At 65.1% G+C, this 22,989-nt stretch carries 27 protein-coding genes; 21 read left to right on the top strand and 6 right to left on the bottom strand.

Going from position 1 to position 22,989, the window contains the following annotated elements; all coding sequences use genetic code 11:
- Nucleotides 1–46 precede the first annotated feature (46 nt).
- From ACFQ9K_RS35235 to ACFQ9K_RS35225, 3 genes are all read left to right on the top strand, one after another.
- Nucleotides 47–1,120 carry an MAB_1171c family putative transporter gene (locus tag ACFQ9K_RS35235; RefSeq protein WP_378713375.1) on the top strand — a complete coding sequence of 358 codons (1,074 nt, stop codon included), beginning with the start codon at nucleotides 47–49 and terminating at the stop codon, nucleotides 1,118–1,120.
- Nucleotides 1,117–2,190 (top strand): MAB_1171c family putative transporter, encoded by a 1,074-nt coding sequence (locus ACFQ9K_RS35230; RefSeq protein WP_378713374.1) that lies wholly within the window; start codon nucleotides 1,117–1,119, stop codon nucleotides 2,188–2,190. The genes ACFQ9K_RS35235 and ACFQ9K_RS35230 overlap by 4 nt, the downstream gene beginning before the upstream one ends.
- A 108-nt stretch (nucleotides 2,191–2,298) precedes the next feature.
- Nucleotides 2,299–4,074 carry an MFS transporter gene (locus tag ACFQ9K_RS35225; RefSeq protein ID WP_378713372.1) on the top strand — a complete coding sequence of 592 codons (1,776 nt, stop codon included), beginning with the start codon at nucleotides 2,299–2,301 and terminating at the stop codon, nucleotides 4,072–4,074.
- Between the two features lie 68 nt (nucleotides 4,075–4,142).
- On the opposite strand, the gene ACFQ9K_RS35220 is transcribed toward ACFQ9K_RS35225, so the two are convergent.
- Nucleotides 4,143–6,182 carry a M13 family metallopeptidase gene (locus ACFQ9K_RS35220; protein WP_378713370.1) on the bottom strand — a complete coding sequence of 680 codons (2,040 nt, stop codon included), beginning with the start codon at nucleotides 6,180–6,182 and terminating at the stop codon, nucleotides 4,143–4,145.
- A gap of 97 nt (nucleotides 6,183–6,279) precedes the next feature.
- Nucleotides 6,280–8,328: a M13 family metallopeptidase gene (locus ACFQ9K_RS35215; RefSeq protein ID WP_378713368.1), complete on the bottom strand. Its 2,049-nt coding sequence runs from the start codon at nucleotides 8,326–8,328 to the stop codon at nucleotides 6,280–6,282.
- A gap of 316 nt (nucleotides 8,329–8,644) precedes the next feature.
- Here ACFQ9K_RS35215 and rplN point away from each other — a divergent pair, with 316 nt between their 5' ends.
- The 4 genes from rplN to ACFQ9K_RS35195 are packed head-to-tail and all read left to right on the top strand — an operon-like array spanning nucleotide 8,645 to nucleotide 10,085.
- The gene (rplN, locus tag ACFQ9K_RS35210; protein ID WP_107654146.1) at nucleotides 8,645–9,013 is read left to right on the top strand and encodes a 50S ribosomal protein L14; all 369 of its coding nucleotides are present in this window, start codon (nucleotides 8,645–8,647) and stop codon (nucleotides 9,011–9,013) included.
- A gap of 1 nt (nucleotide 9,014) precedes the next feature.
- Nucleotides 9,015–9,332 (top strand): 50S ribosomal protein L24, encoded by a 318-nt coding sequence (gene rplX, locus ACFQ9K_RS35205; RefSeq protein WP_150404095.1) that lies wholly within the window; start codon nucleotides 9,015–9,017, stop codon nucleotides 9,330–9,332.
- A 1-nt stretch (nucleotide 9,333) separates the two neighbouring features.
- Entirely contained in the window at nucleotides 9,334–9,897 is a 564-nt protein-coding gene (gene rplE / locus ACFQ9K_RS35200) for a 50S ribosomal protein L5 (RefSeq protein ID WP_150404096.1), read from the top strand.
- A 2-nt stretch (nucleotides 9,898–9,899) separates the two neighbouring features.
- Nucleotides 9,900–10,085 (top strand): type Z 30S ribosomal protein S14, encoded by a 186-nt coding sequence (locus tag ACFQ9K_RS35195; RefSeq protein ID WP_040731429.1) that lies wholly within the window; start codon nucleotides 9,900–9,902, stop codon nucleotides 10,083–10,085.
- 89 nt (nucleotides 10,086–10,174) lie between these two features.
- On the opposite strand, the gene ACFQ9K_RS35190 is transcribed toward ACFQ9K_RS35195, so the two are convergent.
- Entirely contained in the window at nucleotides 10,175–10,381 is a 207-nt protein-coding gene (locus ACFQ9K_RS35190; protein WP_378713367.1) for a hypothetical protein, read from the bottom strand.
- A 373-nt stretch (nucleotides 10,382–10,754) separates the two neighbouring features.
- Here ACFQ9K_RS35190 and ACFQ9K_RS35185 point away from each other — a divergent pair, with 373 nt between their 5' ends.
- The 14 genes from ACFQ9K_RS35185 (at nucleotide 10,755) to map (ending at nucleotide 20,375) form a co-directional block, all read left to right on the top strand.
- On the top strand, nucleotides 10,755–11,066 hold the full coding sequence (locus ACFQ9K_RS35185; RefSeq protein WP_378713365.1) for a WXG100 family type VII secretion target: 312 nt from the start codon (nucleotides 10,755–10,757) through the stop codon (nucleotides 11,064–11,066).
- A gap of 16 nt (nucleotides 11,067–11,082) precedes the next feature.
- Nucleotides 11,083–11,385 (top strand): WXG100 family type VII secretion target, encoded by a 303-nt coding sequence (locus ACFQ9K_RS35180; RefSeq protein ID WP_378713363.1) that lies wholly within the window; start codon nucleotides 11,083–11,085, stop codon nucleotides 11,383–11,385.
- Nucleotides 11,382–12,800 carry a TNT domain-containing protein gene (locus ACFQ9K_RS35175; RefSeq protein WP_378713361.1) on the top strand — a complete coding sequence of 473 codons (1,419 nt, stop codon included), beginning with the start codon at nucleotides 11,382–11,384 and terminating at the stop codon, nucleotides 12,798–12,800. The genes ACFQ9K_RS35180 and ACFQ9K_RS35175 overlap by 4 nt, the downstream gene beginning before the upstream one ends.
- Before the next feature lie 8 nt (nucleotides 12,801–12,808).
- The gene (locus ACFQ9K_RS35170; RefSeq protein WP_378713359.1) at nucleotides 12,809–13,471 is read left to right on the top strand and encodes a hypothetical protein; all 663 of its coding nucleotides are present in this window, start codon (nucleotides 12,809–12,811) and stop codon (nucleotides 13,469–13,471) included.
- A 4-nt stretch (nucleotides 13,472–13,475) separates the two neighbouring features.
- Nucleotides 13,476–13,898, top strand: a complete 423-nt coding sequence (locus ACFQ9K_RS35165) for a hypothetical protein (protein WP_378713357.1) — start codon at nucleotides 13,476–13,478, stop codon at nucleotides 13,896–13,898.
- Between the two features lie 916 nt (nucleotides 13,899–14,814).
- Nucleotides 14,815–15,213, top strand: coding sequence for a 30S ribosomal protein S8 (rpsH, locus tag ACFQ9K_RS35160; RefSeq protein ID WP_069161946.1), 399 nt, complete (start codon nucleotides 14,815–14,817; stop codon nucleotides 15,211–15,213).
- Between the two features lie 15 nt (nucleotides 15,214–15,228).
- The gene (gene rplF / locus ACFQ9K_RS35155; protein ID WP_378713355.1) at nucleotides 15,229–15,768 is read left to right on the top strand and encodes a 50S ribosomal protein L6; all 540 of its coding nucleotides are present in this window, start codon (nucleotides 15,229–15,231) and stop codon (nucleotides 15,766–15,768) included.
- 2 nt (nucleotides 15,769–15,770) lie between these two features.
- On the top strand, nucleotides 15,771–16,178 hold the full coding sequence (gene rplR, locus ACFQ9K_RS35150) for a 50S ribosomal protein L18 (protein ID WP_378713354.1): 408 nt from the start codon (nucleotides 15,771–15,773) through the stop codon (nucleotides 16,176–16,178).
- Nucleotides 16,179–16,206: 28 nt separating this feature from the next.
- Nucleotides 16,207–16,866, top strand: a complete 660-nt coding sequence (gene rpsE, locus ACFQ9K_RS35145) for a 30S ribosomal protein S5 (protein ID WP_107654159.1) — start codon at nucleotides 16,207–16,209, stop codon at nucleotides 16,864–16,866.
- Nucleotides 16,866–17,045 (top strand): 50S ribosomal protein L30, encoded by a 180-nt coding sequence (gene rpmD / locus ACFQ9K_RS35140; RefSeq protein WP_150404110.1) that lies wholly within the window; start codon nucleotides 16,866–16,868, stop codon nucleotides 17,043–17,045. The genes rpsE and rpmD overlap by 1 nt, the downstream gene beginning before the upstream one ends.
- A 1-nt stretch (nucleotide 17,046) precedes the next feature.
- The gene (rplO, locus tag ACFQ9K_RS35135; RefSeq protein ID WP_378713351.1) at nucleotides 17,047–17,490 is read left to right on the top strand and encodes a 50S ribosomal protein L15; all 444 of its coding nucleotides are present in this window, start codon (nucleotides 17,047–17,049) and stop codon (nucleotides 17,488–17,490) included.
- Between the two features lie 185 nt (nucleotides 17,491–17,675).
- Nucleotides 17,676–18,998, top strand: a complete 1,323-nt coding sequence (gene secY / locus ACFQ9K_RS35130) for a preprotein translocase subunit SecY (RefSeq protein WP_378713350.1) — start codon at nucleotides 17,676–17,678, stop codon at nucleotides 18,996–18,998.
- Nucleotides 18,995–19,552, top strand: coding sequence for an adenylate kinase (locus tag ACFQ9K_RS35125; RefSeq protein WP_378713348.1), 558 nt, complete (start codon nucleotides 18,995–18,997; stop codon nucleotides 19,550–19,552). The genes secY and ACFQ9K_RS35125 overlap by 4 nt, the downstream gene beginning before the upstream one ends.
- Nucleotides 19,553–19,574: 22 nt before the next feature.
- Nucleotides 19,575–20,375: a type I methionyl aminopeptidase gene (gene map / locus ACFQ9K_RS35120; protein ID WP_378713345.1), complete on the top strand. Its 801-nt coding sequence runs from the start codon at nucleotides 19,575–19,577 to the stop codon at nucleotides 20,373–20,375.
- Between the two features lie 516 nt (nucleotides 20,376–20,891).
- On the opposite strand, the gene ACFQ9K_RS35115 is transcribed toward map, so the two are convergent.
- The 3 genes from ACFQ9K_RS35115 to ACFQ9K_RS35105 are packed head-to-tail and all read right to left on the bottom strand — an operon-like array spanning nucleotide 20,892 to nucleotide 22,671.
- A complete protein-coding gene (locus tag ACFQ9K_RS35115; RefSeq protein ID WP_378713343.1) occupies nucleotides 20,892–21,683 on the bottom strand; it encodes a class I SAM-dependent methyltransferase in 792 nt (263 codons plus the stop codon).
- Nucleotides 21,684–21,724: 41 nt separating this feature from the next.
- Nucleotides 21,725–22,153 (bottom strand): DUF4254 domain-containing protein, encoded by a 429-nt coding sequence (locus ACFQ9K_RS35110; RefSeq protein ID WP_378713342.1) that lies wholly within the window; start codon nucleotides 22,151–22,153, stop codon nucleotides 21,725–21,727.
- Complete coding sequence (locus ACFQ9K_RS35105) at nucleotides 22,150–22,671, bottom strand: DNA-directed RNA polymerase subunit beta (RefSeq protein ID WP_378984113.1); 522 nt, start codon at nucleotides 22,669–22,671, stop codon at nucleotides 22,150–22,152. The genes ACFQ9K_RS35110 and ACFQ9K_RS35105 overlap by 4 nt, the downstream gene beginning before the upstream one ends.
- Between the last annotated feature and the right edge of the window lie 318 nt (nucleotides 22,672–22,989).

The raw sequence follows: 22,989 nt of genomic DNA, 5'->3' as shown, positions 1-22,989 counted from the left end.
CCCGGCTCATGGTCGGCCGAGCTAGCGCGGGTTAGTGTCACCGGCGATGAATTCTGTACCTGTTTGGCTCGTGCTGTCGATCGGTGTGTTCGCCGCGATCGTCACGGTCGGGCGATGGTTCTTCGCGAACAGTACGAGCATGGATCGGCTGATCAACCGGTTGTTCAGCTGGGAGCTGGCCGGGTTCCTGCTGCACGGCGTCGTCACCGGCGCGGGGGCTCCCGACCTGGCGCAGCGGGTGTTCATGGGCTGTGGGTTGATGGCGGGTGCGCAGGCCTACGGGTTCGCCAGACTGCTGTTCGACGGGACGGCCCGTTACGAAGCTCGCCGCGGGCAGCCCGTCTACGACGCGATCGCGGCCGTCGCGGCGGGTTCGGTGCTGCTGGCCGAACCCGTCCTGGATCACCTGTTGCCGTTCAGCTGGTCCACCGCGGTGTGGACGGTCTCCCAGGTCTACGGCGGTATCGCCGGCTTGCTGATCCTTCGGGTCTGCGTTCGGGAACTGCGCAAGGGCGACCTGGTTATCCGGGAGATGTTCCTGTACTCCGCCCTGCTCCTGCTCGCCGGGTACTGGACCGTCGGGTCGTTGATCGGCAGCGTGCGAACGGTTTCCGGGGCGCCGCCGGCGGAACCGGGCGCGGCGTGGGTCGTCGTCATTCTGGTCAATTTCTTCCTGCTCACGCTGTTGATCTCGGTCCGGCTGGTCGACGTGCTGCTCGCCCGCACCGGGTGGGATCGCGCGGGCAGGCACTGCCGCCGCCTCGGTCCGATGTGGCAGGAACTCACCACCGCGGTACCGGAAGTGGTTCTGCCGCCCGACGATTCGGCGGACCAGGACTCCGCGCACCGGCGCTATCGCATGACGGTCGAGATCTGGGACGCGTTGCTGCAACTGCGCCCGTACCTGCCCGACCTAGCCGAGGACACCGCGATCCGTCCCCTGTTCGAGGACGATCGCAAGCGCTACGCGCTGCTGATGGCCAGCGCGGCACGCGCGAAGGCGCGCGGTGCGGTCGCGTCCGCGAAGCGCCCCATCGATCCCGCACCCCGCCCGCTGGACCGTTCCGCCGAGCTCGGGATGCTGCTCGGCCTGGCCCGCGACTGGCCGTCCACCCGATGAATTCCGCACCGCCCGTATTCACCACCATCGTCAGCGCTTTCGTGCTGGCGATCGTCTGCGGCCGCTGGTGGCTGGTCAACGAAACGCTCTCCGATCGCGTGATCAATCGCGCACTGACCTGGGATATCGGGGCGGTGGCCGGCTACGCGGCGGTGGCGGGCATCGGCTATCCCGATGTGGGGCAGCGCGTCTTCATGGCCATCGGTTTCCTGACGTTGTCCAACACCTGCGGGTTCATCGCCCTGCTCGGCGGCGCGGACCAGCGGACGACCTGGCAGCGCCAGCGCGCCTACGATTCGGTGGCCGCGTCGGCCGCAGTCGTGGTGTTGCTCTGCGCGGTGGCCGGCGAAGCGGGCCTGTTCCCGGCGGCGATGCTGGTGGTGGATTGGGACGGACTGCTGTGGGTGGCCGTCGATGTCCTCCTCATCGCGATCGCGGTGTCGCTCGCGCGGGCGTGTATTCGCGAACTCCGGGCCGCCGCCGCGACCGCCGGGGAAACGCTGACCTACTGGGCCCTGCTCGCCGTCGCCTGCTACACCGTGTGTGCGTCGACGTATCGGACACTGCACACGGTGTCCGGGGCATCGCCACAGGATCTGGGCGCCGCCTGGGCGGTGGGTTCGTTCGCCATGCTGGCGCTGCTCGCCGCGCTGATATCGATGCCGCTGGTCAGCGCGGTGCTCGTGCGGGCGGGTCTCGATCGGGAAAGCCGATGGTGCCGCCGGCTGCACCCGCTGTGGCACGACCTCACGACGGCCGTGCCCGAGGTGGTGCTGACGCCCGACCGCGAGGATCGTCGGGGCTCGAGCGCGCGCCTGTACCGCATGACGGTCGAAATCCGGGACGCCCTCCTGCATCTGAAGCAGTACGTGCCCGATCCGAGCGCCGCCGGGACCTCCGACCTCCGTGCCTACGCCAGGGATATCGCGGAGGCCGCCCGCCTGAAACGGCGCGGGACGCCGCCGGCCAATCCGGGCCGGGCCGTTCGGTTTCCGGCGGGCGACCGGACCACCGAACTCAGCAATCTGCTCGCGTTGTCCCGCGCGTGGGTGGCCGATCGATCCCGCTGACCCCGTCGACCCAGGCCGTTCCGGGAACAGATCACACCGATCGGTCTTGATCGTTACATCGGCTAACTATATAGTTTGCGGAGATAACCATCTGTGAGGGGCTGTGCTGTGACGTCTCCATCCACCGATCTCGACCTCGGCGAGGTTTCGACCATCCGCCGCAGGCAGCGCTACGACCGGGACCATCCGCACTACAAGTGGATCGTGCTGACCAACACCACGCTCGGGGTGCTGCTCACCGCGATCAACTCGTCGATCGTGCTGATCTCGCTGCCCGCGATCTTCCGCGGTGTCGGACTGAACCCGCTCGACGCGGGCAATGTCGGCTACCTGCTGTGGATGTTGATGGGGTACCTGCTCGCGACGGCGGTGCTGGTCGTCATGTTCGGCAGGCTCGGCGATCTGTTCGGCCGAGTGCGCGTGTACAACCTGGGTTTCGCGGTGTTCGCGTTCTGTGCGCTCGCGCTGTCCTTCGATCCGTTCCACGGTGGCGCGGGCGCCATGTGGATCATTGTCTGGCGCGTCATCCAAGGTGTCGGCGGCGCGATGCTGACCGCGAACGCGACCGCCATCCTCACCGACGCCTTCCCGGCCAAGCAGCGCGGGACCGCACTCGGCATCAACATGGTGGCGGCGGTCGCGGGCTCGTTCCTCGGCCTGCTCATCGGCGGCGTGCTGTCGGAATGGGATTGGCGCGCGGTGTTCTGGGTGAGCGTCCCGATCGGCATCCTCGGCGCGTTCTGGTCGTATCGCTCGCTGCACGAGGTCGGCATCCGGTCGAAGGGCAAGGTCGACTGGGCGGGCACGATCACCTTCGGGCTCGGGCTCACCGCGCTGCTCACCGGCATCACCTACGGCATTCAGCCCTACGGCGGGCACGCCACCGGCTGGTCCAGCCCGTGGGTGCTCGGCTCGGTGATCGGCGGTATCGCGCTGCTCGGTGTGTTCTGCGTGGTGGAGAGCCGCGTCGACGACCCGATGTTCCATCTCGCGCTGTTCCGTAACCGGGCCTTCGGCCTCGGCAACTTCAGCAACCTGATGGTCTCCATCGGGCGCGGCGGCATGCAGTTCATGTTGATCATCTGGTTGCAGGGCATCTGGCTTCCACTGCACGGCTTCAGCTTCGAGTCGACGCCGCTGTGGGCCGGCATCTATCTGTTGCCGCTGACCGTGGGATTCCTTGCCGCCGGACCGATTTCGGGCTGGCTGTCGGACCGCTACGGCTCGCGCCCCTTCACCACCGGCGGCGCGTTGATCGCGGGCGTGACGTTCCTGCTGCTGCTGGTCGTCCCGGTCGACTTCAACTACTGGGTGTTCGCCGCGATCATCCTGCTCAACGGCATCGGCAGCGGACTGTTCTTCTCGCCCAATACCGCCGCCATCATGTCCAGCGTGCCCGCCGCCCAGCGGGGCGCGGCCTCCGGCATGCGCGGCACCCTGTTCAACGGCGGCAACGCGCTGTCCATGGGAATCTTCTTCTCGCTCATGGTCGTCGGCCTCGCCGCCAGCCTGCCCTCGGCCCTCGACGCGGGTCTGCGCGCCCAGGGCGTCTCCGCGGGAGCCGCCGCCGAGGTCGCCGGACTACCCCCGGTAGCCAGCATGTTCGCCGCGTTCCTCGGCTACAACCCGATCCAGGAATTGCTCGGCCCCACCGGCGAATTGGCCAAACCGGGCGTCAACGCCGACACCCTCACCGGCCAGGAATTCTTCCCCCACCTCCTCACCGGTCCGTTCCACACCGGCCTGGTGGTCGTCTTCGTGGCCGCCGCCATCATGATGTTCCTGGCCGCCGCCGCCTCATTCTTCGCGGGCAACAAATACGTCCACGACGAACAAGCCGAACTCGCCGAAGCCGAACACCTGGTCCCCGTCCCCGTTCGCTGATCCGGCTATCTCCCGCACACCGAATCGCCGACGAAACGGTGTGCGGGAAGACGAGGGGTGTGCGGGAATCAGAAGGTGACGCGCTGGTCGGCGGGCATGAAGAGCTTGTCGCCTTCTTTGACGTCGAAGGTGGTGTAGAACTCGGTGAGGTTGCGGACTACCTGGTTGCAGCGGAATTCGGCGGGGGAGTGGGTGTCGGTGGCGAGGTAGCGGACCGTCAGTTCCTTGGTCTGCTTCTCCCGCCAGCTGCGGGCCCAGGAGAGGAAGAAGGTTTTGTAGTCGGGGTTGTCGACGCCGCGGCGCTTCTCCGAGATGCGGAAGGCGGACAGGGTGATCTGCAGGCCGCGCAGGTCGGCGAGGTTTTCGCCGACGGTAAGTTCGCCGTTGATGTGCTGGCTCGGGTCGAGGCCCTCGGGCACCAGAACGTTGAACTGATCGATGAGCTGCTTGGTCTTGGCTTCGAAGGCGGCCTTGTCCTCGGGCGTCCACCAGTCCTTCCGGTTGCCGTCGCCGTCGTACTTGGAGCCCTGATCGTCGAAGCCATGGCCGATCTCGTGGCCGATGGTCGAGCCGACCGCGCCGAAGTTGACGGCGGGCTGCGCGTCCTTGTCGAAGAACGGTGGCTGGAGATACGCGGCCGGGAACACGATCTGGTTGGAGGACGCCGAGTAGTAGGCGTTCACGGTCTGCGGCGACATCCCCCATTCGGTCTTGTCGACCGGGGTGCCGAGCCGGGCGAACGCGCGCTTTGACTCGAAAGTGTTGATGGACAGCAGAGATTCGATCAGCTTGCCCCTGGTGATCTTCATCTGCGAGTAGTCGACCCACTTGTCCGGGTAACCGATCTTGGGATCGATCTTGTCCAGCTTCGCGATCGACGCGGCCCTCGTCGCCGGGGACATCCACGTCGAGTTGGTGAAGTTGTCCCGGTACGCGGCGATGACATCGTCGAGCATCTCCTTGGCCCGCTGCTTGGCCTCGGGCGGAAAGTACTTGTCCACGTACACTTTTCCGAGCTGCTCGCCCAGCTTGTCGTCGACGATCCCGACCCCGTACTTCCACCGATCGGGGCGCTCCTCCTGCCCGTTGAGCACCTTGCCCTTGAACTCGAAGTTCGCGTCGTTGACGGCCTTCGGCAGGTACGGCGCGAAGTCCCGGATCACGCTGATCTTGAGATAGTCACGCCAGGTGGCGATGTCGACCTCGGTCCACAGCTGACCGGCGGCGGTGATGAACGACGGTTGGCCGACCACCATCGTCGAGAACAGCTCGCGCGGCCGGTCGGTATTGCCCGCCAGCCACGGATCCCAGTCGAATCCCGGTGCCAGCGCGACCATGTCGGCCCAGCTGAACACGTTGTACGTCGCGTCGGTATCGCGCGTGCGCACGTTGTCCCAGTGCGCGGGCGCGATGCGCTTCTCCAGGTCGAACACGCGCTGGGCCAGGCCCTCCGGATCGGGCAGCCCGGCACCGGCGGCGATGCGCCCCAAGAAGATTCGATACTGGGCAAGCACGTCGGCGTATTCGGGTTTGCGGTAGTACTGCTCGCCGAGCCCGAGCCCGGACTGCCCGACCGACGGGATGTAGGCGTTCGAGTTCTTCCGGTCGGTACCGATGCCGATGCCGATCAGGCCGGCGATCGGCAGCTCGGCCATCACCTTGGCCAGGTCCGCCTTGGTCGCCGCGCCGTCGATCTTGCCGAACAACCCGGCCAGCGGGGTCATGCCGAGCCGCTCGATCTCGTCCCAGTCCACCCTGGCGTCGAACAGATCCCGGATCTGCTGCTCCTCGGATCCCGGCTTCGGATCCTTGATGCCGTCGATGATCTCGCGCAACTGCTGCTCGGTGCGCTCGGCCGCCTCGCTCGTCGAGCCGAAAGCGACCTTGTCCGGCGGCAACTGGTAGTCGCGCAACCACTTTCCGTTGACGTGCCGGTACAGGTCGTCCTGCGGCCGGATCGCCGGGTCCGCACCACCCATGTCCACACCGGCGAGCGGCTTGCTCGCCGCCTCGGTATCGCTCGAGCAAGACGCCAGCGCGGCAGCGGCGGGCACCACCCCGAGCGCGATCAGGAAGGCACGACGGTCCAGGTGTCCGAGACGTGTCACGAGGATTTCCTCTCCCGATGCGGTCCCGCCGCATCCTCGTCAGGCGCGATTTGTTCGCCCGAGGCTACCCGCCGCCGGCGCTACCCGGCTGTCCATCTCAGAGCGTGACCCGCTGGTCCGGCGCCAGGAACAGCTTGTCACCCGCCACGACCCCGAAGGTGGAGTAGTAGTCGGCGATATTGCGGACCACCTGGTTGGCCCGGAACTCGTTGGGCGAGTGCACGTCCCTGGCGAGCAGCATCTCCTTGGTCTGCGTGGTCGCCTGCTGCCGCCAGATCCGCGCCCAGGACAGGAACACCGTCTCCAGATCCGGCTGCTTGCCGTCGCGCTCGGCGGACGCGCGATAGGCGGCCAGGGCGATCTGCAGTCCGCGCAGGTCGGCCAGGTTCTCGCCGACGGTCAGCGCGCCGTTGACGTGCTTGCTCGGATCGAGGCCCTGTGGTGTCAGCGCGTCGTACTGCTGGATCAGCTGCTCGGTCTTGGCCTTGAACGCGGCGGTGTCCTCGGGCGTCCACCAGTCGCGCCGATTGCCGTCGCCGTCGTACTTGGCGCCCTGGTCGTCGAAGCCGTGCCCGATCTCGTGGCCGATGACCGCGCCGATGCCGCCGAAGTTCACCGCGGGCAGGGCGTCGGCGTCGAAGAACGGCGCCTGCAGGATGGCGGCGGGGAAGGTGATCTGGTTGGCGTTCGGGTCGTACATGGCGTTCACCGTCTGCGGCGGGAAGCCCCATTCGGTCTTGTCAACCGGCGTGCCGAGCTTGCCGAACGCCCGAGCCAGCTCGAAAGTCCTCACCGCGCGGACGGATTCGACCAGCTTGCCCCTGGTGATCCGCACCCCGGAGTAGTCGATCCACTTGTCCGGGTAGCCGATCTTCGCGACGATCTTGTCGAGCTTCGCGAGCGCGGCGGTCTTGGTCGTCGGCGACATCCACGAGGAATTGGTGAAGTCCTGCCGGTAGGCGGCCATGAGGTCGGCCACCAGCGCCTTGGCCCGATCCTTGGCCGACGCCGGAAAGTGCTTGGCCACATAGAGTTTGCCAAACGGCTCGCCGAGGTTGGCGTCGACCGTGTCGAGGCCGTCCTTCCACGGTTCCTGGCGCTCGTTCCGGCCCTGCAGCGTCTTGTCGACGAACTCGAACGTGGCGTCGGCGATCGCCTTGGGCAGGTAGCGGGCGAATTCCTTCACGACACCGATGCGCAGGTACTCCTGCCACTGCTCGATCGGGACGTCCGCCCACAGCTGACCCGCGGTCGTGACGAACGAGGGTTGCCGGACCACCAGGTTGCCGAACAGCTGCTTCGGCCGGTCGGTGCTGCCCGCCAGCCACGCATCCCAGTCGAACTGCGGTGCGAGCGCGACCAATTCGGCCCAGGTGACCGGGTTGTAGGTGGTGTCGGGGTCGCGATCGCGGACGCTGTCCCAGAACCCGGCGGCGATCTTGGTCTCCAGGTCGAGCACCCGCTGTGCGGTGCCGGCCGGATCCGCGAGTCCCGCGCCGGCGGCAACCTGCTCCAGATACGTCCGGTAGGCCGCGATCTGCTCGGCGTACTCGGGCTTGCGGTAATACTGCTCGTCCAGATTGGCGTCGATGCCGGACTGGCTGACCTGAGCGATGTAGTTGGCGGAGTTCTTCTGATCGACCACGACCTGCAACCCGATCAGGCCGGCGATCGGCAGCGCGCCCATCACCCTGGCCAGCTCCGGCTTGGTCTTCGCGCCGTCGATCGCGGCCAGCAGGTCGGCGACCGGTGTCATGCCGAGCCGCTCGATCGTGTCGCGATCGAGCCGGGCGTCGTAGAGATCGCGGATCTGCTGCTCGGTCGAACCGGCCTTCGGATCGCGGATGCCCTCGACGATGCCGCGCAGCTGCTGCTCGGTGCGGTCGTTCGCCTCGTCGAAGGAACCGAACGACGACTTGTCCGGTGGCAGCCGATACTGCGCCAGCCAGGCCCCGTTCACGTGCCGGTAGAGATCGTCCTGCGGGCGGATCGCCGGGTTCGCCCCGGCCAGGTCGACGCCGGTGAGCCGGACGTTCGAGGCTTGCGAATCCTGCGCGCAGGAGGCCAACGTCGCCGCGGCGGGCACAGCCGCGAGGGCGAGCAGGAAGGCGCGGCGATCGAGACGAGCGGACGAGCTCAAGAGCATCCCCTTTTCGGTACGGTCGAGCCGAACGGTGCTTCTCCTTGCTGATCTTGCTCGGTCCGAGGGTAGCGCCCGCGCGGACGCTCGCCAGGTAGCCGAGACCCCCGATTTGGGCCGACCTGCGGGTTCGCCTACACTGGACCAGTTGCCTGCGGGAGCTATGCCCGCAATTCGGCAGTGAACCCCCAGTGGTTGGTTCTCGAGTTGCACATTCGGATCCACGAAACCGCTGGCAGGCGCGCGTCCGGAGGGCAACTGACCATGCCCGTCGGGTCGGCAATCCGGCGTGCGTATACATCCAGGTCCAGGAGGAGCTGAAGTGATTCAGCAGGAGTCGCGACTGCGCGTCGCCGACAACACGGGCGCGAAGGAAATCCTTTGCATCCGCGTTCTCGGTGGTTCGTCGCGTCGCTATGCCGGTATCGGCGACATCATCGTCGCTACCGTGAAGGACGCTGTCCCCGGTGGCAACGTCAAGAAGGGTGAGGTCGTCAAGGCCGTCATCGTGCGCACCACCAAGGAGCGCCGTCGCCCGGACGGTTCGTACATCAAGTTCGACGAGAACGCGGCCGTGCTGATCAAGGCGGACAACGACCCGCGTGGCACGCGCATCTTCGGCCCGGTCGGCCGTGAGCTGCGCGAGAAGAAGTTCATGAAGATCGTTTCGCTGGCCCCGGAGGTGCTCTGACATGAAGGTGCACAAGGGCGACACCGTGCTCGTCATCTCGGGTAAGGACAAGGGCGCCAAGGGCAAGGTCATTCAGGCCTACCCGGAGCGCAACCGGATCCTGGTCGAGGGCGTCAACCGGATCAAGAAGCACGTCGCGAACTCCACCAACCAGCGTGGCGCCTCTTCGGGTGGCATCGTGACCCAGGAAGCTCCGATCCACGTGTCCAACGTGATGATCGTCGACTCCGATGGCAAGCCGACCCGCGTCGGTTACCGGACCGACGAGGAGAGCGGCAAGCGGGTCCGGATCTCCCGTAACAACGGGAAGGACATCTGACATGACTACCTCTGAGCAGACCCAGCCGCGCCTGAAGGCGCGCTACCGGGCCGAGATCAAGGACGCGCTGAACAGCGAGTTCGACTACGCCAACGTGATGCAGATCCCGGGCGTGGTCAAGGTTGTCGTGAACATGGGTGTCGGCGACGCCGCCCGGGACGCGAAGCTCATCAACGGTGCGGTCAAGGACCTCGAGCTGATCACCGGCCAGAAGCCGGAGATCCGCAAGGCGACCAAGTCGATCGCGCAGTTCAAGCTGCGTGAGGGCATGCCCATCGGTGCGAAGGTCACCCTGCGTGGCGATCGCATGTGGGAGTTCCTGGATCGCCTGGTCTCCATCGCGCTGCCCCGTATCCGCGACTTCCGCGGCCTGTCGCCGAAGCAGTTCGACGGCAACGGCAACTACACGTTCGGCCTCAGCGAGCAGTCGATGTTCCACGAGATCGACGTGGACTCCATCGACCGTCCGCGCGGTATGGACATCACCGTCGTGACCACCGCGACGAACAACGAAGAGGGCCGCGCCCTGCTCAAGCACCTCGGCTTCCCGTTCAAGGAGAACTGACGATGGCCAAGAAAGCACTGCGGATCAAGGCTGAGGCCAAGCCGAAGTTCGCCGTCCGCGCCTACACCCGCTGCCAGCGTTGCGGTCGCCCGCACGCGGTCTACCGCAAGTTCGGCCTCTGCCGTGTCTGCCTTCGCGAGATGGCGCACCGCGGCGAGCTGCCGGGCGTGCACAAGAGCTCCTGGTGAGCCTGCCCTCCTCGTGAGCGCAGGGTAGAACCGAACAAAGGCACGGTCTCCAGTGGAGGCCGTGCCTTTGTGCGTTGTCGGTAACTTCGTCAGTTCAACTGGCCCAGCAATTCCAGCGAGCGCTGGTGGGCGCTGACTGCCAACGCGGTTTCCCGCGCGGCGTCGGCGCCGCCTTGCCCGGCGAGGTACGAATGCAGATTGGCTTTGGCCTCGTACCAGGCCGCACGCTCGATGTCGCCGGCCCCGGCAGTGGGGCGGCTCAGAGTCAGGGCGGTCATTTCGACCAGGACGTTCACCCGCGGTCCCTTCTCGACGATCTTGCAGATGGTTCCTTGACTACACCGTGACTCAGGTCCGGAGTGTTACGGCCCGGTCACGAGCACCTACGTAGTATGTGCAGCTCCGCCACCCGGCCGACAGAGGTCACGTGAGGTTCGCTGAGATGTCCTATCGAGGTTGCTGGATCGCAGCAGGGTGACCTTGTTTCGGGCAGAGCCCCCGCGTAGGGCCGCATTGCGGCTTTGTTGCATCTACTGTGCTGCACGATTGCCGTTCGGCATTACACCAGCCGTGGACGGGGGCGCTGAATCAGACGGAACCGAGGCGGTACCTGGCGCGTCATAGTAAGCACGGAGCACCTGAGCCGTTGTCGAGAGGAGCGGGTCGTCCATGGGAGATCAATCGTCGCTTTCGGTCGAGCCCGAACAGGTGAAAGCGCTGGGGCGCATGGCGTACCAGATCGCGGAGGAGATGAAGTCCGGGTATTCGTCGCTGGTCACCGACACGAAGGCCACGACCGACAGCTGGGCGGGGAACAACGCGGACGCGTTCACCGCCGCGTGGGATGAGTTCCATGAGGGAGCCGACCAGGTGTGGGACGCGTTGCTCGAGCTGGCCGAAAAGTTGGGCGCGACCGCGGAGACGCTGCAGACGGCCGACCGGTCGTTCGCCTCCGGCATCAGTTCGCTGGACTTGCCGTGAACCGGGGGCCGATCTCATGACTGCTGATACCCCCGCCTTCTCCGTCGACCTCGACAAGCTCGAAGAGTTGGCCGCCCGCATGCGCGCATACAAGGCCGCGGTCGCCGATCGGCTGGCGCAACTCGAGGCGAAGGCCAAAGAAGTGGAAGGCGTCTGGGGTGGCGCGGCCGCCGTGGCCTATAGCAATGCCCACGCCGAATGGGTGGCTGGGGTTACCGATATGCAGGACGGGCTGGCGGCTCTGGAAACGGCGTTGAAAACCGCCCACGACAGTTACACCAATGCGTCATCCCAGACCCTGCGGATTCTCGGCGTATGAGCAAGCTCGAGGTGGATCCGAAGGTCTACTACCAGGCCGCGATCAACTGTTTCGATGCCGCGGCAGCGCTGAACGACAGCTTCAAATACGTCTTCGGCGAGCTCAACAGCTGCGGGCAGATGGCAGGGCGAGACGAAGACGGCCGCGCCTGGGCCGCCGCCTACGATGAGTCGGCGCGCGACGCCGTCTCGTTCTTCGACCAGACCTTTTCGACCCTGCGTGCCTACGGCACCGCCCTCAACGACCTCGGTTTCGAACACGCCAAATCCGATGCCGCGCTGAAAGGTACGGCACAGCCGGAAAGACCGGCCGACTCCGCATCGACAGTGACCTTCGGCCCCTACGCCCTCCCGGCATCGGCCGCGGGCGGTACTCCGCAAGGCTTGGCGAAGACTTCCATCGAAGTGCTCGACGCCATCAACTGCCCGCTCCCCGACGGCGACACCGACACGTTGACCAAGGCGGCCGACGCCTGGGACCGCCTCGGCACGATCTATCAGAACACCAACGCCAAAGACAAAATCACCATCGCCGCCGGCCTCTTCGACGACGTGACGTCCAAGGACGCGGTACAGGTCCGCGAAGACCTCAAAACCCTGGAGACGTCCATCGGACAACTCCTCACCACCTGCACCCAGATCAGCAAAACCTGCCTCGACTACAAAGAATCGATCGTCGAACTCCGCAACGAGATCAAGGGCTTCATCGAATCCATCATCGAAGAAGCCGCCCTCAACGTGGCAGTCATCGTCATAGCCTCCTGCCTCACCGGCGTCGGCGGTCTGATCGCCGGCGCCAAAGCCGCCGAATCAGCCCGCAAATGGGCCGTGAAGATCAAAGAAGCCGTCACCGCCTGGCGGGCGCGCAAAATCTTGCAGCTGAAGGGACTTGCCGCCGATGCGAAGGCCGCGATGGCAAAGGGCAAGCAGGCCGTCAAGGACCTGTATGAGCGCCTGAGAAATAAGCTGTCCCCCAAACTGGGGGCAAAGAAGACCTATCCTTCCGGCGAGAGCCTGACGGACGCGGAATACGTGGCGAAGTACGGATCTCCGGGAAACTGGAAGTATCCGGGTGCGGATTACGCAGTTCCTGGAACAAAGGTCGATGTCGACCTTCCGGCAGGGACGAAAATAGATCGATATGGATCGGAGTACGGGTCTTGGCTGTCGCCGGAAGGGACTCCGCTCACCGCACGTTCGCTGCCACCGGACACACTCGCAACCAAGGCATATAACACGTACGAAGTAGCACCTGGAGCAAGATTGCCGCCAGGGTGGTCTATTGAGCAGTCCAAGGTTGCTACGTGGTTCGGTGAAGAGGGGGGTGGGATCCAATATAGGATTCTGAAGTCGAAGAGCCCCGAGGTCGACGGAAGTGTACAGGACTTAATAGACTGTGGGTATCTTATTCCATAGTCGGCGGTATGATTTCGAGCTTTCATAAGCGGAGAAGGGTGGATCATTTGGCGCACGCAGCGGTGGATCTTCGGTCGTTTCCTTCGGAGATGCAGAGGGTAGTGCGTAGCTGGTATCAGTGGCAGGCGGCCGCTTTGCGGAGCGCAGGAAAAGATATCGGCGTAGCGCGAATTCCGGGAGCGGCTCCTGAGTACGAATTCTGGCTCGCCAACCCGCCACGATTCAACGATGGCCAACTTTGTTTGGAGATCGGCGGGCTGAAGTGGATCGTTACGCAGTCGGGCGATGCGTGGCTGCTTACCAAGGATGAGCGAGATCTGCCGAGCCCGGTCGGCGAGCTGCGCAGATTCGAGGATATGGAAAAATATCTGCTCTGTTTGATGGGAGGGGTGCCATATACCGGGCAGCTTCGTGCCGCGGCACCCGGCATTCGATGGTACCGAGAAGGTGTCGACTCTCGTGTGCGATTGGAAAAAGCGGATCCCGCCAGCGAGTATTCGGATAGAATTCTCTATGTCGATGACGAGGTCGTTGACCGCGGTCGTCTCGGGGAAATCGACGCAGTGCGATTCTCGCATCCACTGGTGATGAGCTACGAAGAAGTCGATTCTGTATTCAAATCGGAACTCCCCCGAGAATGGTTTACGCTCGACATTTCCGTGATTGAATAGAGTCATGAGGCATCCAGTGGCTGCATCCGGTCAGTCCCCTTCATTGGAATGGGGTCGCGGTGACTATCCGAGCCTTTCTGGTATCTATTTGGCGGACAGTTATGTTCTGGATATTGTCGAGGGTTCTGCTGAGGTCAGGTTTGTGCTCGAAGCGGTCTTGACGCCTGAGCATCTTCGCTACCACTCGCCTGCGCCTGGTGAACAGTACTGCTATATTGGTGGCGAACTCGTATTCACTGAGGTTCGCAGTGTCGAGTGGCTCGATCGGTCGGCCCAAAAATATAGCGATGCTACGGGCGTCGAGGATCTGGGTAACATTGATTCATTGACCGGTTCAGAGGGGGTCTACTCGGTGAACGGTGACTGGGGAAACATCAGGATTCGCAGCGACGCTGATCCGGAGTTCCGAATCGGCGAGGGTGAATGAACTCGATGTCTTACTGAGAGGCTCGCGACAAGAAAATCTGCGACCTCGAGTCGAGAGGTGAATGCGACGTATGGCCGGTGCGGAAAATGTTGCGGCGATGAGATCCGTATGTCGAGACTTGGTCGAGTTGGGTCTTGCGGCGGTTGACGACATTTCCGGATGTACCGCCGACGAGTCGCAGAGATTGTAACTGCGGCCCCGGACGGGTTTCCGGTTCCGGACGAATATATTGCGTTCCTGGAGTTGCTGGGCAGAGGTGCGGGAAGATTCTTCGCCGGAACTAACCTGTTCTATCCCTCATTGCTGGGGGCAAACGAGGCGGCAGCAGATGTGAGCAGCGGTCCAGGGGAGACGCTGTCGCTGCGGAATAGATTCTTTTTCGGACACCATCAGGGCTATAAGGTGTGTCGAACGGGACATGGTGGAGCGTCTACTCGACGTTTGACGCCATCATGTCCCGTTGGGTGCTGCTCACCGCTGGCTATGGGGATATGCCCAGGTCTGGTTGGTTGCGGTGGTTGAATCGGTGCCAACGATGCGGGTTCCGCGGGCGCAGGTGACGGCCGGGGTTGCGCAGCTTCTTCTCGGGATTCAGGTCGAGTCGATGCAGCTGTGCGGGGTCCGGTACTTCCAGGCGGAGGCGGGTGTGCGGGGTCACGGCCCCGGATTTGGCCGTCAGCTGGGGGTTGTCTACACTAGACCGGTTGCCTGGGCACCTCTGTGTCCGCAGGTCTGTGTGCAGTGACTGACCAGACACCTGCGGCCGGTCCCTGGCACTGAGAACTCGTTTCGAGAACTCATCCGGTCGGCAAGCGTCGGCCGGACCAGCCCAATTGCTGTAGGCCCACGATCGGCATGTCTTGGACATGGCGGTGTTGCATGGGAACCGTAGCGAGAAAGGTGTCGAGGTCTAACCATGACCATGACTGATCCGATCGCGGACTTCTTGACTCGTCTGCGCAACGCCAACTCGGCGTACCACGATCAGGTGAAGGCTCCGCACTCGAAGCTCAAGGCGAACATCGCCGAGATCCTCAAGCGCGAGGGCTACATCGCCGATTACCGGACCGAGGATGCGACCGTGGGCAAGGCCCTGGTCGTCGACCTCAAGTACGGCCCCAGCCGTGAGCGCAGCCTGCAGGGCCTGCGCCGCGTCTCGAAGCCGGGTCTGCGTGTGTACGCGAAGTCCACCAACCTGCCCAAGGTCCTGGGCGGCCTCGGCGTGGCGATCATCTCCACGTCGACCGGCCTGCTCACCGATCGCCAGGCGGCCAAGCAAGGTGTAGGCGGGGAAGTCCTCGCCTACGTCTGGTAAGGGGAGGTAGGACAAATGTCGCGTATTGGCAAGAAGCCCATCGCAATTCCGGCCGGCGTCGAAATCACCATCGACGGCCAGCAGGTGTCGGTCAAGGGACCCAAGGGCACCCTGACGCACACCGTCGCCGAGCCGATCACCATCTCCAAGGGTGAGGACGGCCAGCTCGAGGTCGTCCGCCCGAACGACGAGCGCCAGAACCGCTCGCTGCACGGCCTGACCCGCACCCTCGTCGCCAACATGGTCGAAGGCGTGACCAAGGGCTACGAGAAGAAGATGGAAATCTTCGGTGTCGGTTACCGCGTGCAGGCCAAGGGCTCGAACCTGGAGTTCGCCCTCGGCTACAGCCACCCGGTGCCGGTCGAGGCCCCGGCGGGCATCACCTTCGCGGTGGAATCGCCCACCAAGTTCTCCGTGTCCGGAATCGACAAGCAGGCGGTCGGTCAGATCTCCGCTGTGATCCACGGACTGCGTAAGCCCGACCCGTACAAGGGCAAGGGCATCCGCTACGCCGGCGAGGTCGTTCGCCGCAAGGTCGGAAAGACGGGTAAGTGATCATGGCGCAAACCGAAAACCAGATCGCCAAGCGCAAGCCGCGCGGCAAGGACGTGTCCACGACGCGTCGTCTGTCGAAGACCCGCCGTCACTTCCGTCTGCGCAAGAAGGTCGCCGGCACCACCGAGCGTCCGCGCCTGGTGGTCAACCGCTCCTCGCGGCACCTGCACGCGCAGCTGATCGACGATTCGATCGGCCAGACCATCGCCGCCGCGTCCTCGATCGAGGCCGACGTGCGCGCGCTGGACGGCGACAAGTCGGCCAAGAGCAAGAAGGTCGGCGAACTGCTTGCCGCCCGGGCCAAGGCCGCCGGCGTCGAGGCCGTCGTGTTCGACCGTGGTGGTCACGACTACCACGGCCGCATCGCGGCGCTCGCCGACGCTGCTCGCGAAGGTGGGTTGAAGTTCTGATGATCAAGACCAACGGAAGGAACGTCTGATGCCGGGACGTCAACGGCGTGACGGCGGCAACGGACCCGCCGGACAGCAGAATGGTGCCGCCGGTGGCGGCGACAACCAGCGCGGCGGTGGCCGCGACCGGCGCGGCGGCAACGACCGTCGCGACCAGCAGGCCGAGAAGAACCAGCTCGAGCGCGTCGTCGCGATCAACCGCGTCTCCAAGGTCGTGAAGGGTGGTCGTCGCTTCAGCTTCACCGCCCTCGTGATCGTCGGTGACGGCAACGGTCTGGTCGGCGTCGGCTACGGCAAGGCCAAGGAAGTTCCCGCGGCCATCCAGAAGGGTGTCGAGGAGGCTCGCAAGAGCTTCTTCCGCGTCCCGATGATCGGCTCCACCATCGTCCACCCGGTTCAGGGTGAGGCGGCGGCCGGTGTGGTCATGCTGCGTCCGGCCTCGCCCGGTACCGGTGTGATCGCCGGTGGTGCGGCCCGTGCCGTGCTGGAATGCGCTGGCATCCATGACATCCTGGCGAAGTCGCTCGGTAGCGACAACGCCATCAACGTCGTGCACGCGACCGTTGCGGCGCTCAAGATGCTGCAGCGTCCGGAAGAGGTCGCGGCTCGCCGTGGCCTGCCGCTCGAGGACGTTGCCCCTGCGGGCATGCTGCGTGCGCGCGCCCAGGCTGCGGGAGGTGCCAGGTAATGGCAGATCTCAAGGTGACCCAGATCAAGAGCACGATCGGCGCCAAGAAGAACCAGCGTGACAGTTTGCGCACGCTCGGTCTGCGCAAGATCCGGCAGACCGTGGTTCGCGAGGACAACTCGCAGAACCGGGGACTCATCAATGTCGTGCGCCACCTCGTGACAGTTGAGGAGGTCTGACATGACCATCAAGTTGCATCACCTGCGTCCCGCGCCCGGTGCCAAGACCGAGAAGACTCGGGTCGGCCGTGGTGAGGGTTCCAAGGGTAAGACCGCGGGCCGTGGTACCAAGGGCACCAAGGCACGCAAGAACGTCCCCGCCGCCTTCGAGGGTGGGCAGATGCCGCTGCACATGCGGCTGCCCAAGCTCAAGGGCTTCACGAACCGGTTCCGCACGGAATACCAGGTCGTGAACGTCGGCATCATCGCCAAGCTCTTCCCCGAGGGCGGCGAGATCGGCAAGGCCGAGCTCGTGGCGGCCGGCGCGGTTCGTAAGAACCAGCTGGTGAAGGTCCTCGGCGACGGCGAGATCGGCGTCGCGGTCCAGGTGACCGTCGACAAGGTGACCGGCGCGGCCAAGGAAAAGATCACTGCGGCCGGTGGCACTGTCACCGAGCTGGGCTGACGGTACTCTGACAACCAGTGGCACCGGACGAGTGAAAGCTCGTCCGGTGCCACTGTTAGAGTTCAAGTTGTTGTCTGCCAAGCCTCGTCATGGTTTTCAGCGTCCCCAGATGCCGCGTCGTCGGATCTGGAGTATTGCTTGAATCAACCATGTCCTGACCACCATGTCGTTCGCCAGGAGGATCTGTGCTTTCCGCCTTCGTATCGGCCTTCCGGACTCCGGACTTACGGCGGAAGATTCTCTTCACGCTGGGGTTGATCGCGCTGTACCGTCTGGGTGCCGCGCTGCCGTCCCCCGGCGTCGATTACAGGGCCGTCCAGGACTGCATCAAGCAGGTATCCGGCGGTGATTCCGGCGGTATCTACCAGCTGATCAACCTGTTCTCCGGTGGCGCGCTGCTGCAGCTGTCGGTGTTCGCGATCGGCATCATGCCGTACATCACCGCGAGCATCATCATCCAGCTGCTGACCGTCGTCATCCCGCGGTTCGAGGAACTGCGCAAGGAAGGCCAGTCCGGCCAGAACAAGATGACGCAGTACACCCGGTACCTGTCGATCGCGCTCGCGATCCTGCAGGCCACCGGCCTCGTCGCGCTGGCCTCGCGCAAGCAGCTGCTGCAAGGCTGTGACAAGGACATCATCGCCGACAACGGCATCTTCGGCATGATCATCATCGTGCTGGTGATGACCGCAGGCGCGGCACTGGTCATGTGGTTCGGCGAGCAGATCACCGAGCGCGGTGTCGGCAACGGCATGTCGCTGCTGATCTTCGCCGGCATCGCCGCGCGCATCCCGACCGAGGGCAAGCAGATCCTGGACAGCCGTGGCGGTCTGGTGTTCGGCCTGGTCTGTGTCGCCGCGTTCGCGATCATCACCGCGGTCATCTTCGTGGAACAGGGCCAGCGGCGTATTCCGGTGCAGTACGCGAAACGCGTGGTCGGCCGGAAGATGTACGGCGGCTCCTCGACCTACCTGCCGTTGAAGGTCAATCAGGCCGGCGTCATCCCGGTGATCTTCGCGTCCTCGCTGCTGTACCTGCCCAACCTGGTCTCGCAGCTCACCTCCTCGCGGAACAATCCGGACCCGAGCTGGTGGCAGGAGATCATCGCCAAGTATCTGGTGAACCCGGGCAACCCGGTCTACATCGCGATCTACTTCGGTCTGATCGTGTTCTTCACCTACTTCTACGTCGCGATCACCTTCAACCCGGAGGAACGCGCGGACGAGATGAAGAAGTTCGGTGGCTTCATCCCGGGGTACCGCCCCGGCAAGCCCACCGCGGATTACCTCAACCATGTGCTGAGTCGCATCACCCTCCCCGGCTCGGTCTACCTCGGTCTCGTAGCTGTCCTGCCGAATCTTTTCCTCGATATCGGCGCTTCCGGTAACGGTCAGAACCTCCCGTTCGGCGGCACCGCGGTGCTGATCATGGTGAGTGTCGGCCTGGACACGGTCAAGCAGATCGAAAGCCAGCTGATGAATCGAAATTACGAAGGGTTCCTCAAGTGAGAGTTGTACTGCTCGGTCCGCCGGGTGCCGGCAAGGGCACCCAGGCCGTCCTGCTTTCGGAAACACTGGGCGTCCCGCACATCTCTACCGGGGATCTGTTCCGCGCGAACATCAGCCAGCAGACCCTGCTCGGCCGCGAAGCACAGAAGTACATGGACGCGGGCGATCTGGTGCCCAGCGACGTCACCAACCGCATGGTCGAGGCCAGGGTCAACGAGACCGACGCCGCGAACGGCTTTGTGCTGGACGGCTACCCGCGCACGGTCGACCAGGCCGACGCGCTGGAGAAGATCCTCGCCGAGATGGACAAGAAGCTGGACGCGGTGCTGAGCTTCGACGTGCCCGAGGAGACCGTGATCGAGCGGTTGGTCGAGCGTGGCCGCACCAGCGGGCGCAGCGACGACAACGCCGAGGTCATTCACAACCGGATGGTCGTCTACCGCGACGAGACCGCACCGCTGCTCGAGCATTACGACGGCCTGGTCGTTCCGGTGGACGCGGTCGGCACCATCGACGAGGTGCATGCCCGCGTGCTGCACGCCCTGGGCCGCTGATGCAGTTCACGACGGTGGGCTGATGGTCTTCGGCCGCAAGAGCAAGAAGGTGGTGCCGTTTCGCACCACCGGTGAACTCGAAGCCATGGCGGCGGCCGGCGCGATCGTCGGCCGCGCCCTGGTCGCCGTGCGCGCCGCCGCCAAGCCCGGGGTGTCCACCCTGGAGCTGGACGAGGTCGCCGAGCAGCTGATCCGCGACGCCGGTGCGGTGCCGTCCTTCAAGGGCTACCACGGTTTCCCCGGTTCGATCTGCGCGTCGGTGAACGACCGTGTGGTGCACGGGATTCCGACCGCGGACGAGATCCTCACCGAGGGCGACCTGGTCTCCATCGACTGCGGCGCCATTCTCGACGGCTGGCACGGTGATTCGGCGTGGACGTTCGGCGTCGGCAACATCATCGACGCCGACCGCCTGCTGAGCGAGGCGACCAAGCTGTCGATGGAGGCGGGTATCGAGGCGATGGTGCCGGGCAACCGGCTCTCCGACGTCTCGCACGCCATCGAACTCGGCACCCGCGCGGCCGAGCAGCTACACGGCCGCGCCTACGGCATCGTCGACGGCTACGGTGGTCACGCCATCGGCCGCGAGATGCACCTCGATCCGTTCCTGGCGAACGAGGGCGACCCGGGCAAGGGCCCGAAACTCGTCGTCGGATCGGTCCTCGCGATCGAACCGATGCTGACGCTCGGCACCACCCAGACCCAGGTGCTCGACGACGACTGGACCGTCGTCACCGTGGACGGCACCCGCGCCGCACACTGGGAGCACACGGTCGCCGTCACCGAGAACGGCCCCCGCATCCTGACGCTGCGCCCGGAGTAAGCACCCGGCACAACACTGCTGTGCCGGGCGGCGCACGGTCGGCGCCGTCGATCCCTGCCGACCCCTCCTGTGCGGAAGATCGAGCGGCGCAACGTTATTCGAGACACTGGCGGTCGGCACGCGACGTGGCGAGGAGTCGATACGCACCGACGCCTGCGGGGGTGGCGGCCCCCGCTGGACGATCTCGCCTCGCGGCGATACCCAGCGATATCGCTGGATCGGTGTCGTCGTTCCTTGCGCCTGCTGCGCGCGACCGTGACATTGAGCGGGCGGCGTTGCCCGAGTGTCGGATCAGGTCGACGTTGGTGGCCTGATCGCTACGGTGTTGAACTCTGGTGTTGAACTCTGCTGTCAGCGTAAGTCCGGGCAGGTGGGTGCTGCCCGAGTAGGCGACTACTCGAATCCGGTTGGCGCGTCACGTGGTTCGAGTGCGGGGCCACCTCACCCGGGCAGGCACGAGCATCGGAAATTGTGTGTGGTGTGCGAATTCCCTTGCGGCAGGTAGTCGCCGGGCGGTCAGCCGGTGCGGAGCGCGGTGCGCAGGACCAAAGTCACGATGGGCAGGTCGAATTCGCCCTCGGCGGTCTCCGGCCGGCTACGCAGATACTCGGTGACCCGGCTCAGCACCTCGGCCCGCTGCTGCGCCGATACCACCAGGGTGTGCGAGTGCGTACCGATGGTCGTGGTCAGCGACTCGGCCGTTCGTCGTTGCGAGTGCGGGAAGTTGGCGGTTTCGAAGGCCTCGAACAGCGGGTGCTCGGGTAGTGCCGCGGGGGCCAGTTCCAGCGGCGGAGCCGACGCCGCCGAGCGCGCGATGCGACCCAATTCGGCGACCCAGTCGACCCGGGTGTCGTCGGTGTTCCACAGGGCGGCGAAAACGCCGCCTTTCTGCAAAACTCGCGCGAACTCCGGAAAAGCACGCTGTTGATCGAACCAGTGGAAGGCCTGCCCGGCCACGATCGCGTCCACCGAACGGTCCGGGAGCGGAATCGCCTCCGCCGTTCCCTCGAGGGCGCGGACGCCCGGCAGGCGCCGCATCAGTTCCACGCGCATGCCGTCGTCGGGCTCGACCGCGATCACCGAGGCGCCGACCGCGAGCAGCCCCTCGGTCAGTTTCCCGGTGCCCGCCCCGAGGTCGAGGACGATCGGCGCGGGGACGGTGGGCACCTGCTCCAGTGCCCAGCGGATGGCGGTTAACGGGTAGTCCGGTCGGTGGTCGGCATAGTCCATCGCGTTGGCGCCGAAGGACGCGGCCCGACGGGCATGCAGGGCACGCTTGCTCGCATCTCGATCAGTCGTATTCCCCATGCGCCCCACCCTAAGTCCGGGTAGCAGCGCGCGGGCGGGATTTACGACGCGCCGGGCAACCGGCGCACGCCCGCGCACACCTCGGCGGCCAGGTCGTCGTAGCCGACGGCCAGTTCGGCCAGGCGCTGCCACGCGTCCCACAGGTCCCATTCGGAGGCGCTCGCCAGCGCCGCGTAGGCGTTGGCGGTGAACTGGGCGAGCCGGTCGATCACGGCGCCGACCGTCTCGGTGTGCACATGTGCGGCGCCGTGTGCGGGCGGCAGTTGGACCGTGATCCAGCGATCGATGTCGCGCACCAAACTGGCTCGGAGCGCGTCGATTTCCTCGGTCGTCTCCCGGCCCGCGCCGAGCCGGCGCTCATGCAGCGTGGTCAACTCGTGGGCGCCCCGCAGGAGGGGGTTGTTCTCCGGCGGCTCGCCTCGGCAGGCTTGCAGCACTTGATGTTTCGCGGGAAGCTGGCCCGTGGTCATCGCGGCCCCGTGTTCCGGCAGGAGCGCACGGTATCCACGATGGCCGCGCCGGAGGGCCGAAACCGGTTCTCCGGAGCCACAATCCACTCGCGGTAGCCGGCGTGGGTGTCGGCGGGGGAGGGCAGCGCGATCTCGCCGCCGATCGGCACGATCGACACGTTGAGCCGGAACAACTCCGCGAACAGGCGGACGTCGTCGGGCAGGTCGGGCCGGATCAGAAAGGTCCAGCGTTTCGAGCGCACGTGAGAAATGACGGGGCCCAATGGATTTCGATGATGTATCAAATCGTCGTGCACCTGCTGACCGAGCGCGGCGGGCATGGTGATCGCGCCGACGAAGCCGGCCCGGACGGTGATCCGGCCGATCTCCGGATGGAAGCCGGCGGGTAGGTCACAGGTATGGCGGTAATAGGCGCATCGGGCGGCTGGGGTTTCCGCCAACGCCAGTTGGTCCATGAGAAGAGCCTCGACTAGCATCGTTGTCTGGTGAAGCCGCCCGAGCGGGTGTGTGCTGGTCACTGAGGGTGACCTACGACACCGTTCGGGCGTGATCTCAGTAGAGCACTCCATGGCAGGGCGTAAGCGTTCCGTTCAATTAGTTCTCGAGAAGTTCGCCTGCGGGTTTCGTCCCGTCCGCCCGGCTGACGTGCGGATCGCACGTCGTCGGCCGATTTCGGTATTCACCGGGAACCAACGCGCGGTAAACGCGAGGTACTTTAATCCTGAACTGTTGAAGCTGCCCTGAGGCCGCTCGGCCGACACGATCCCGGCGTCGCATCCCACGTCATCCTCGCGGTGTATATCGGCGAGTACATCCGCCATAGCAAATTCAGGGTT

The organism is Nocardia sp. NPDC056564, assembly GCF_042793755.1.
Classification (GTDB): Bacteria; Actinomycetota; Actinomycetes; order Mycobacteriales; family Mycobacteriaceae; genus Nocardia.
This window is presented reverse-complemented; position numbering and strand designations above follow the sequence as displayed.